At 74.7% G+C, this 12,088-nt stretch carries 2 protein-coding genes; both read right to left on the bottom strand.

Features of this window, described 5'->3' with window-relative positions; translation table 11 throughout:
* Window positions 1-4,455, bottom strand: a 4,455-nt coding sequence (locus ACTWP5_RS31795) for a type I polyketide synthase (protein WP_443224659.1), incomplete at its 3' end; no start/stop codon positions are given.
* A partial coding sequence (locus ACTWP5_RS31790; RefSeq protein ID WP_443224658.1) for an SDR family NAD(P)-dependent oxidoreductase occupies window positions 4,452-12,088 on the bottom strand: 7,637 nt, incomplete at its 5' end. The genes ACTWP5_RS31795 and ACTWP5_RS31790, both read right to left, overlap by 4 nt.

Raw genomic sequence — 12,088 nt, 5'->3', positions numbered from 1 at the left:
CCCATCCACCCGACGCCCCACCAACACCAACCGCCGCACCCCATGCACCTCCACCAACCGACGCACCACCAACCGACCCAACGTCCCCAACCCACCCGACACCAACACCGTCCCCTCAGGATCCAGCGTCACCGGGTTGGCGAGCCTCTCCGGCGAGGGCACGAACCTGGTCAGTCGCGGGGTGAGGACGGTGCCCGAACGGATCGCGAGCTGCGGCTCACCCGTGGCCACGGCGGCACGGAGAACCTGCTCCGACGACTCCTCACCATCGACGTCCACCAGGACGAAGCGGCCCGGATGCTCCGTCTGCGCCGACCGCACCAACCCCCACACCGCCGACCCCGCCGGATCCACCACACCACCATCCGACCCCACCGCAACCGCACCCACCGTCACCACCACCAACGGCCCACCATCAACCTCTCCCTCCCCCTCCCCCAACCACCCCTGCACCCGACCCAACACCTCCGCCACCACACCCCGCACCACATCCCCACCCACACCACCACCGCCACCACACCGCACCAACGCCAACCCACCAGACCCACTCTCAGCCTCGGCGTCAGCACCGACCGGTTCCACCGGCAGGGGTGTCCAGTCGATCGTGTGGAGGGAAGCGGCCGTGGCGGAACGGACGGCGGTGGCCGGACGCAGGGACAGGGAACGGATGTCGGCGACCGCCTGACCACCGGCGTCGGCGACGGCGAGGGACACCTGGTCGGGGCCTTCGGGCGCCAGGCGGACCCGGAGCGTCGCGGCACCCGCCGCGTACAGCGAGACGCCCGACCAGGAGAACGGCAGCCGGCCCTCGCCCACTGCCTCCGTGCCCCCGTCGGCGCCCGCGTCCGCGCCCGCGCCCACCAACGCCAGCGGGTGGAGGGCCGCGTCGAGCAGGGCGGGGTGCAGGCCGTAGCGCTCCGCCTCGGACCTGGCGGCCTCGGGCAGCGTCACCTCGGCGAAGAACTCGGAGCCGCGCCGCCATGCCGCGCGCAGGCCACGGAAGGCGCCCTCGTAGTGGAAACCGCGTGCGCCGAGCCGCTCGTAGAGGCCGTCGAGCGGCAGCGGCTCGGCGCCCGGCGGCGGCCAGACGGCGAAGTCCGCTCCGGCGTTCTCGGCATCGCCGTCGCCCCCGGCGTTCCACGCGCCGGCCGCCGCCGCGCCCGGCGCCAGCACGCCCTCGGCGTGCCGGGTCCACGGCGACGCGTCGTCGTCACGGCGCGCGTGGAGCCGGACGGCCCGGTGGCCGTCGGCATCGGGCTCGTCCACGACGAGCTGGAGTTGGACGGCGCCGTCCGCCGGGAGGACGAGCGGGGCTTCGAGGGTCAGTTCCTCGACGCGGCCGCATCCCACCTGGTCGCCCGCCCTGACGGCGAGTTCCAGCAGCGCGGTGCCCGGCAGCAGCACTTCGCCGTGCACGGCGTGGCCGGCGAGCCAGGGCTGGGTCCTGAGGGAGACCTGGCCGGTGAGGAGAACCCCGTCGGCGTCGGCGAGGGAGACGAGGGCGCCGAGCAGCGGGTGGTCGGCGTTGCCCAGGCCCAGGCCGGCCGCGCTGGGCGCGGCGGTCGGGGCGTCGAGCCAGTACCGCTGCCGCTGGAAGGCGTAGGTGGGCAGGGGCACCGTGCGGCCGGCGGCGACGGACGGGCCCCAGGTGACGGGGGCACCGAGGACGTGGGCTTCGGCGACGGAGGCGAGGAAGCGCGCCAAGCCGCCCTCGTCGCGGCGGAGCGAGCCGATGGCCGCCGCCCGCCCGCCGTCGGCGTCCGCGTCGTATGCGGCGTCCGCGTCGTCGGCGGCGCCCGCCTCGACGGACTCGATCGTCTCCTGGATGCTGACCGTCAGGACGGGGTGAGGGCTGGACTCGACGAAGAGGGCGTGGCCGTCCGCCAGCAGCGCCCGCGTCGTCTCCTCGAAGCGCACGGTCTGCCGCAGGTTGGTGTACCAGTACTCGGCGTCGAGTCCCGCCGTGTCCAGAGGGTTCGCCGTCACGGTCGAGTAGAACGGGATGCGTGCGGAGCGGGGCCGGACGGCGGCGAGGCTGGCGAGCAGTTCCTCGCGTATGCGCTCGACGTGGGGGCCGTGGGAGGCGTAGTCGACGGGGATGCGGCGGGCTCGCACGCCGTCCGCCTCGCAGGCGGCGAGGAGTTCGTCGAGGGCGGTGGGCTCGCCGGAGAGCACGGTCGTGCCGGGGCCGTTGACGGCCGCGACGGCGATCCGGCCGGACCAGCGGCCGGCGACCAGGGCACGGGCCTCCTCTGCCGGAAGGGCCACGGACACCATGCCGCCGTCTCCGGACAGCGCGAGCAGGGCCCTGCTGCGCAGCGCGACGACGCGGGCGGCGTCCTCCAGCGACAGGGCGCCCGCCACGTACGCGGCGGCGATCTCGCCCTGCGAGTGGCCGACGACGGCGGCGGGCTCGGGCAGGTGGGCGCGCCACAGCGCGGCGAGGGAGACCATCACGGCGAACAGCACCGGCTGGACGACGTCGACCCGCTCCAGCCGCGCCGGGTCGGCGTCGCGCAGGACCTCGGTGAGGGACCAGTCGACGTGGGGGGCCAGGGCCTGCTCGCAGACCGCGATCTGGTCGGCGAAGACGGGCGAGGAGTCGAGCAGTTCGACGGCCATCCCGGCCCACTGCGAGCCCTGGCCGGGGAAGACGAGCACGGGCCGCTCGGCGCCGGGCAGGACGTGCCCGGTGACGGCGCCGGCGGGCGCCGGTGAGCCGGTGGCGAGCGCGTCGAGGCCCGCGAGCGCGGTGTCGCGGTCGGTCGCGACGACGGCGGCGCGGTGGTCGCGGGGGGCCCGGCCGCTGGTCAGGGAGTGGGCGATGTCGCGCAGCGGCAGCCCGGGGTGGGCGGTGAGGTGGTCGCGCAGGCGCGCCGCCTGGGCGCGCAGCGCCGGCTCGGAGGTGGCGTGGAGGACGAGGGGCGACGCCTCGGAACGCGACCCCCCGGCATCGGCGTCGGGGTCGGCCTCGGGGGCCGGGTCGGGCGGGGGGAGTTCGAGGACGGCGTGGGCATTCGTGCCGCTCGCGCCGAACGAGGACACTCCGGCGCGACGAGGCCGCCGGCCGCTCCCGTCGCCCTGCCCGCCGCCGTCGCCGCCGTCGGCATCGCCCTCGCCGTCGGTGTCCGGCCAGGGCCGCGCCTCGGTCAGCAGCCGCACGTCGCCCGCGTCCCAGTCGACGTGGCTCGTGGGCCGGTCCACGTGCAGGGTCCGCGGCAGGACGCCGTGGCGCATGGCCTGCACCATCTTGATGACGCCCGCGACGCCGGCCGCCGCCTGCGTGTGTCCGACGTTCGACTTGAACGAACCCAGCCACAGCGGCCGGCCCGCCGGCCGGTCCTGCCCGTAGGTCGCGATCAGCGCCTGCGCCTCGATGGGGTCGCCGAGGCGGGTCCCGGTGCCGTGGGCCTCGACCACGTCGACGTCCGAGGTGGTCAGGCCGGCGTTCTCCAGCGCCGCCCGGATGACACGTTCCTGCGCGGGTCCGTTGGGGGCGGTCAGGCCGCTGCTGGCGCCGTCCTGGTTGATGGCGCTGCCACGGACGACGGCGAGGACCGGATGCCCGTTGCGGCGCGCGTCGGAGAGCCGTTCCAGCAGCAGCACGCCGACGCCCTCGGAGAACCCGGCGCCGTCGGCGGCGTCGGCGAACGCCTTGCAGCGGCCGTCGACGGCGAGGGCCTGCTGGCGGCTGGACTCGACGAAGAGGTTCGGGCTGGAAAGGACGGTGGCGCCGCCCGCGAGCGCGAGGGTGCAGTCGCCGGCGCGCAGCGCGTGACAGGCCAGGTGCAGGGCGACCAGCGACGACGAGCAGGCGGTGTCGACGGTGACGGCGGGCCCTTCGAGCCCGAGGGTGTAGGCGACGCGACCGGAGGCGACGCTGCCGGCGCTGCCGTTGTAGAAGTAGCCCTCCAGCCCTTCGGGGGCGGCGGGCAGCCGCGACGCGTAGTCGTGGTACATGACGCCGGCGAACACGCCCGTGCGGCTGCCGCGCAGCGCCTGCGGGCTGATGCCGGCGCGTTCGATCGCCTCCCAGGACGTCTCCAGCAGCAGGCGCTGTTGGGGGTCCATGGCGAGCGCCTCGCGCGGCGAGATGCCGAAGAAGTCGGCGTCGAACTCGGCGGCGTCGTAGAGGAAGCCGCCGTCGCGGACGTAGGTCGTGCCGGGGCGGCCCCGCTCCTCGTCGTAGAGCGTCTCCATGTCCCAGCCGCGGTCGTCGGGGAACGCGGCGATCGCGTCGCGCCCGTCGGCCACGAGCTGCCACAGCTCCTCGGGGGAACGGACGCCGCCGGGGTATCGGCAGCTCATGGCCACGATGGCGACGGGCTCGGGCGGACCCTGCTCGGAGGTGGCGGCCTGACCCTGCTCCTCGGCCTCCTTCAGGCGCTGACGGGTCCTGTGGAGATCCGCCGTCACCATCTTGAGGTAGTCGAGCAGCTTCTCCTCGGTGGTCACCCCGTTGCCCCGCCCTTCTCGTCGTTGAACTGAGCGTCGATGAACGCGAACAGCTCGTCGGCCGTCGCGTCCCTGAGGACGTCCTCGATGTCGCCGGCGCCCTCGCCGTCCCTGCCGTCGTCCGCTGCGGGCTCCGCCCCGGCGGCGGTGCCGTCCGTGGCGCCGTTGTCGTCCCCGGCTTCCCCGGTGGCCCGGCCCTCCCCGGCCTCCTCGGCATCCTTGGCCTGCGCGGCGGCGCCGGCAGCGGGCGCCAGCAGGGACCTCAGGTAGCGGGCGAGGCGCGCCGGGTCGGGGTGGTCGAAGACGAGCGTGGCCGGGAGCCGCTGTCCCACCGCCCGGCCGAGGCGGTTGCGCAGTTCGACGGCGGTCAGGGAGTCGAAGCCGGTCTCCAGGAAGCCCCGCTCCGGCCGGACGGCCCGTGCCGAACCGTGGCCGAGGACGGCGGCGGCCTGGGAGCGGACGAGCTCCAGCAGCTCGCGTTCGCCGTCCGCCTCCGACAGCTCCGCGATCCGTTCGCGCAGCGCCTCGGCGCCGCCCGCGCGGGCCGGTCCCGTGGCCTCGCCGGCTCCCGCGCCCGCGCCCGCCGTGCGGCGGCGGGTCGAGGCGCGTGCCGCGACGAGGCCGCGCAGCAGTGGCGCCGCCGCGTCCGCCGTCGACTCCCCGACACGCAACGACGCCGGGTCGAGGCGGGCGGCCATCACCGCGGCCTCGTCGGCGCGCTGCGCGGCGTCGTAGAGCGCCAGGCCCTCCTCGGCGTCGAGTGGCAGCATGCCGGCGGCGGCGATCCGGGCCAGCGACCGCTGGTCCAGGTGGCCCGTCATCTCGCTGCGCTGCTCCCACAGGCCCCAGGCGATGGAGGTGGCGGGCAGGCCGCGGGCGCGGCGGTGCTGAGCGAGGGCGTCGAGGAACGCGTTGCCGGCCGCGTAGTTCGCCTGGCCCTGGCGGCCGAACGTCGCCGCAGCCGCGGAGAACAGCACGAACGCCGCCAGGTCCGTCTCGCGCGTCAGCTCGTGCAGGTGGGTCGCGACGTCGACCTTCGCCCGCAGCACCCGATGGAGCTGCTCCGGCGTCAGCGACTGGACGACGCCGTCGTCGAGGACGCCGCCCGCGTGCACGACGAGGGTCAGCGGGTGCGCGGCGGGGATCGACGCGAGGACGGCCGCGAGCGCGTCGCGGTCCGTCGCGTCGCAGCGGGCGACGTCGACCGTGGCGCCCAGCCCCGTCAGCTCCCCGGCGAGTTCGGCGGCGCCGGGCGCGTCGATGCCGCGCCTGCTGACCAGCAGCAGGTGGCGCAGACCGTGCTCGGTGACGAGGTGGCGGGTGAGGAGACGGCCGAGGGTGCCGGTGCCGCCGACGACCAGCGCGGTCCCGTCGGGGTCCGGCCGCCGTGCCGCGGACGTCGGCCCGGCGACGCCGTCCGACACGCGGACGAGTCGCGGCACGAACGCCGCGCCCCGGCGGAGGGCGAGCTGCGGCTCGCCCGCGGCGACGGCGGCGGCCACGGCCGCGTGCAGCGCGGCGTTCGACGCCTCGTCGTCGTCCGGGTCGAGGTCGGGGTTGAGGTCGGGGTCGAGGTCGACCAGCGTGATGGCGTCGGGGTGCTCGGCCTGGGCGGAGCGGATCAGGCCCCAGGCGGCGGCCGCTGCCACGTCGGGCACGTCGCCGCCCGGCTCGGTCGCCACCGCTCCTCGGGTGACGAGGACGAGCCGTTCCTCGGCGTGCCCCTGCGCGAGCCTGTCCTGCACCGTGCGCAACGCCAGAAGCGTCCGCGCGTGCGTCGCCGCCACGAGGTCGTCGGCGCCGGGGGCCGGGCTCAGGTCGACACGCGTGAAGGAGGGGAGCGGCGTCGCGGCAGCGCCGGACGCGCCGAATGCGCCGGACGTCTCGGACGGGAGGGGCAGCGGGGTCCATGCGACGTGGTAGAGCCCGTCGCGGGTGCTGGCGGCGGCACGCAGCTGCTCGGCGGGCAGCGGACGCACCGCCAGGGCCTCGACGCTGACGACCGGAGCCCCCGCGGCGTCGGCGACCCGCAGCGCGATCCCGTGCGGCGTCGATGTCAGGCGGGCCCGGAGCACGGTCGCCCCGGCGGCGTGCAGCGTGACGCCGCTGAACGCGAAGGGCAGCCGCGCGATGTTGGAGTCCTCCAGCAGCCCACCCGCGCCCATCGCGTGCAGCACCGCGTCGAACAGGGCGGGATGCAGCGCGAAGCCGGCCGCGTCCGTGCCCGACAGCTGCTCCTCGGGGAGGTGGACCTCGGCGTAGACCTCCGGGCCCTCGGCGCCGTCGTCGCGCTGCCAGGCCGCGCGCAGTCCTCGGAACGTCGGACCGTAGTCGACACCCGTCTTGGCGAGACGGGCCTGGAGCTCCGCCACGTCGACTGCGGTGGCGCCGGGCGGTGGCCAGGCGGCGGGGTCGAACGGGGCCGACGCGGGCGTGGGCACCGCCGGCGCTTCCCTCGACAGGACAGCGGAAGCGTGGCGCGTCCACGACCCGTCGCCGTGGCGGGAGTCGTGGCGGGAGTGGAGGGCGAAGGTCCGCCGGCCCGCCTCGTCGGCGCTGCCGACGGTGAGCTGGATCCGCACCTCGCCGTCCTCGGGCAGGACGACCGGCGCCTCCAGCGTCAGTTCCTCGATGCTGCCGCAGCCGACCTCCGCGACGGCGCGGAGGGCGAGGTCGACGACGGCCGTGCCGGGCAGGACGAAGTGTTCGTGGACCAGGTGATCCGCCATCCAGGGGTGTGCTTCGAGGGAGAGCCGCCCGGTGAAGAGGTACCCGTCGGTGTCGGCGAGAGGGACCACGGCGGTGAGCAGCGGATGGTCGACCGTGCCGAGGCCGGCGGCGGAGAGGGCGCCGGGGGTCGTCTCGGTCTGGTTGGCGAGCCAGTAGTGCTGGCGTTGGAAGGGGTAGGTCGGTATGTCGACCTGGCGGCCGGTCGGCAGAACCTTCGCCCACTCCACCGGAACACCATGCACCCACGCCTCACCCAACGAGGCGACGAACCGCTCCCAACCACCCTCACCCCGCCGCAACGTCCCCACCGCGACCGCGTCCTCGATCCCCACCGCGAGAACCGGATGGGCACTCACCTCAACGAACACCCCATGACCCTCACCCGCCAACAACCCCGTCACCTCGGCGAACCGCACCGTGTGCCGAAGATTCTCAAACCAGTACCCGGCACCCAGGTCCGCCGTGTCCAGCAGCCCACCCGTGAGCGTCGAGTAGAACGGCACCCGACCCGACACCGGCTCGATCACCGCCAGATCCGCCAGAATCCGCTCCCGCAACTCCTCCACCTGCGGCGAATGCGACGCGTAGTCCACCGGGATCCGGCGTGCCCGCACCCCGTCGTACTCACAGGCCGCCACCAACTCGTCCAACGCCGCCGGCTCACCCGACACCACCGTCGCCCGCGGACCATTCACCGCCGCCACCGACAACCGACCCGACCACCCACCGATGCGTGTCTCCACCGCATCGACCGGCTCGTTCACCGACACCATCCCCCCACGACCCGCAAGCGCCACCCGGATCGCCTGGCTGCGCAACGCCACCACCCGCGCCCCATCCGACAACGACAACCCACCCGCCACCACCGCCGCCGCAATCTCCCCCTGCGAATGACCCACCACCGCCGCCGGCCTGACACCCACCGACTCCCACAACCCCGCCAACGACACCATCACCGCCCACAACACCGGCTGCACCACATCCACCCGCCCCAACCACCCCTCCTCATCCGACTCCAACACCTCAACCAACGACCACTCCACAAACGCAGACAACGCCTCCTCACACGCCCCGATCCACTCCGCGAACACCGGAGACACACCCAACAACTCCCGCCCCATCCCCACCCACTGCGACCCCTGACCCGGAAACACAAACACCGGACGACCAGCCCCCGCCACCACCTCACCACGCACCACATCCCCAGCCACCACCACCGCACGATGCGCCAACCCCGCCCGACCCGACGCCAACGACCACCCCACATCCACCAACCCCTCCCCCACACCAACCACCCACTCCACCAACGCGTCCAAACCACCCTCATCCGCAGCCGACACCACCAACGGCACCGTGACCGGTTCGGACGTCTCGCCAGAAGTGGGCTCGGCCTCGTCGAGCTCCGGAGCCTGCTCAAGGAGGACGTGGGCGTTGGTGCCGCTCATGCCGAACGCCGACACTCCTGCCCGCCGTGGCCTCCCGGCCTCCGGCCACCGCTGCTCCTCGGTCAGGAGGCGGACGTCCCCAGCCGACCAGTCCACATGCGACGACGGCTCATCCACATGCAGCGTCCGCGGCAACACCCCACGCCGCATCGCCTCCACCATCTTGATCACACCACCCACACCCGCAGCCGCCTGCGCATGCCCGATGTTCGACTTCAACGACCCCAACCACAACGGCCGACCCACCGGACGACCCTGCCCATACGTCGCCAACAACGCCTGCGCCTCGATCGGATCACCCAACGTCGTCCCCGTACCATGCGCCTCCACCGCGTCCACATCCGCCGTCGACAACCCCGCACTGCTCAGCGCCTGACGAATCACCCGCTCCTGCGACGGACCGTTCGGCGCCGTCAGACCGTTCGACGCGCCGTCCTGGTTGATCGCACTCCCCCGCACCACCGCCAGCACCCGACGCCCGTTACGCCGCGCGTCCGACAACCGCTCCACCAACAACAGACCCACACCCTCAGCCCACGCCGTACCATCCGCCGCCTCCGCGAACGGCTTACACCGACCATCCGCCGCCAACCCCCGCTGCCGACTGAACTCGGTGAAGACGTCGGGCGACGCCATGACAGCCACGCCACCGGCCAGCGCCAGATCGCACTCGCCCTGCCGCAGCGCCTGCACCGCCAGGTGCAACGCCACCAACGACGACGAACACGCCGTGTCCACCGTCACCGCAGGACCCTCAAGCCCGAACGAGTACGCGATACGGCCAGAGAAGACGCTGGTGGCGCTGCCGGTCAGCCGGTACCCCTCGACCTCCTTCGGCGCGTTGCCTCCCGGCGCGGTGCCGTATCCCTGCGGCGAGGCGCCCACGAAGACGCCGGTCGGGGTGCCGCGGACCGAGCGTGGGTTGATTCCTCCCCGTTCGAAGGCCTCCCACGACGTCTCCAGCAGCAGCCGCTGCTGCGGGTCCATCGCCAAGGCCTCACGCGGCGAGATCCCGAACAGCCCGGCGTCGAACTCGCCGGCACCGTCGAGGAAACCGCCCTCCCGCACATACGACGTCCCGGGACGCTCCGCATCCGGGTCCGGATCGAACAACGACCCGACATCCCACCCACGATCCGTCGGAAACGCCGAGATCGCGTCACCACCCTCCACCACCAACCGCCACAACTCCTCCGGCGAGGACACCCCACCCGGATACCGACACGCCATCCCCACGATCGCGACCGGCTCGTCCAACCCGATCCCGACGTGACGCGCCTCCTGCTCGGCGGTACGCGAGACGCCGAAGACCCGCTCGCACAGGTGCTCGGTCAGGGCCTGGGGCGTCGGGTGGTCGAAGACGAGCGTGGTGGGCAGGGCGATACCGGTCTCCGAGGTGAGACGGTTCCGCAGCTCGACCGCCGTCAGGGAGTCGAAGCCCAGCTCCGAGAAGGCCCGGTCCGGCGCGATGCCGGCCGGCGAGTCGTGGCCGAGGACGGCGGCGACGTGGACGCGGACGAGTTGGCCCAACGCGTGCTCGTGTTCGGACTCGGGAAGGCCGGCGAAGCGCTCGGCGAGGCCGCCGCCCGTGGCCTCCGGCCCGCCCGCCGTCGCCACTCCCGCTGATGCCGCGTCGCCACGACCGGGGTGGCCGTGTCCGCTCGGGGCCGTGCCGTCCAGGGCGGCACGCACCTCGGGGAGCTCGGCGATGAGCGGCCGGTGGCGGGCGGCGTTGAACGTCGGTGCGAAGCGGTCCCACCGCACGTCGGCGACGACGGGCGCCGGATCGTCGTGGGTGAGCGCCTCCGCCAGCACGGAGACGGCCAGCTCGGGCGTCATGGCCATGACGCCGCGATCCCTCAGCCGGTCGATCGCCGACTCGTGGGCCATGCCACCGCCCGCCCACGGGCCCCAGGCGACGGCCGTCGCGGGCAGGCCGCGGGCGCGGCGACGCGCCGCGAGGGCGTCGAGGTAGGCGTTGGCAGCTGCGTATCCGGCCTGGCCGCCGCTGCCCCACGCCCCGGCGATGGAGGAGAAGAGCACGAACGCGTCGAGCGGTGCGCGGTTCTCCCCGTGCAGTTCCTCCAGGAGGTCGTCGAGGTGGCGGGCGCCGGCCACCTTGGGAGCGGCCATGGCCGCGAGGTCGGCGGGGTCGGCGTCGAGAAGCGGGGCGTCGACGTTGACGCCCGCCGCGTGGACGACGGCCCGTGGCGGGTGGGCGAGGAGGAGCGCCGCGACGGCGAGGCGGTTGCCCAGGTCGCAGGCGGTGATCGTGACGCGGACGCCGAGCGCGGTGAGTTCGTCGCGCAGCCGGGTGGCGCCGGGGGCGTCGAGTCCTCGGCGGCTGGTGAGGACGAGGTGCTCGGCGCCGTTGCGGGCGAGCCACCGCGCGACGTGGGCGCCGAGGGCGCCGGTGCCGCCGGTGATGAGGACGGTGCCGCGCGGACGCCACGGCTCCACCGCGCCGGAGTCGGTCGGTTCGGTGGCGGCGAGTTCGCTGGCGGCGGGGCGGACGAGGCGTCGGGCCAGGAGTCGGGAGCCTCGGACGGCCAGCTGGTCCTCGCCCGGCGCGCTGGCGGCGGCCGGTGGTGGGGCGAGGACGTCGCAGAGGCGGTCGAGCGCGGTGGCGTCGAGGCTCTCGGGGAGGGGGAGGTCGATCAGGCCGCCCCAGAGCGTGGGGTGTTCCAGGGCGAGGACCCGGCCGAGGCCCCAGGTCTGGGCCTGGGCCGGGTTCGGCACGCGGTCGTCGGGCTCGGCGGCCACGGCGCCCTGCGTCACCAGCCACAGCGGCGTGTCGAACGTCGCGTCGGCGAGCGCTTGGACGGCGGTGAGTGTGTGGGCCAGCCCGCCGGGGAGGCCGGGGCGTTCCGGGCTCTCCCGCTCGTCGAGGGCGAGGAGGGAGAGCACGCCGGCGACGGGCTCGCCGTTCGCGGCCGCGTCGAGCTGCCGGGCGAGGGCGGCACGGTCCGCGGCCGGGTCGGCGCCGCCGCGCGGGGTCAGCGGAACGACGCGTGCGCCGCGTCGCTCCATGGCGTCCTGGCAGGCGGCGGCGGTGCGCTCGCCGTCGGCGGCGACGAGCAGCAGCCAGGTCGTGCCCGCCAGGCCGTGGAGTTCGGGCCCCTCCGGCGGGACCGGCGAGGGCGTCGGGGGCGCGGTCGGCGACGGGAGCGCGGGGGTGACGTCGCGCCAGGTGACGTGGTAGCGCCACTGCCGCCACGGGTCGGGCTCCGCCGTGGCCGGCCCGGACGGCTCCAGGGGCCAGAACCGTGTCCGTTGGAACGCGTAGGTCGGCAGCTCGCATCGCCGTGCGCCGCTGCCCGCGAAGAGGGCGTGCCAGTCGAAGGGGACGCCGTGGGTGTGGAGCCGGGCCAGCGCGGTGGCCACGGTGCGCGGCTCGGGGCGGTCGCGGCGGAGCAGCGGAACGCTGAGGACTGCGGGGGAGGTGGGGGCGGTGGGGG

The organism is Streptomyces sp. 4N509B, from assembly GCF_052245655.1.
Taxonomy (GTDB): Bacteria; Actinomycetota; Actinomycetes; order Streptomycetales; family Streptomycetaceae; genus Streptomyces.
This window is presented reverse-complemented; position numbering and strand designations above follow the sequence as displayed.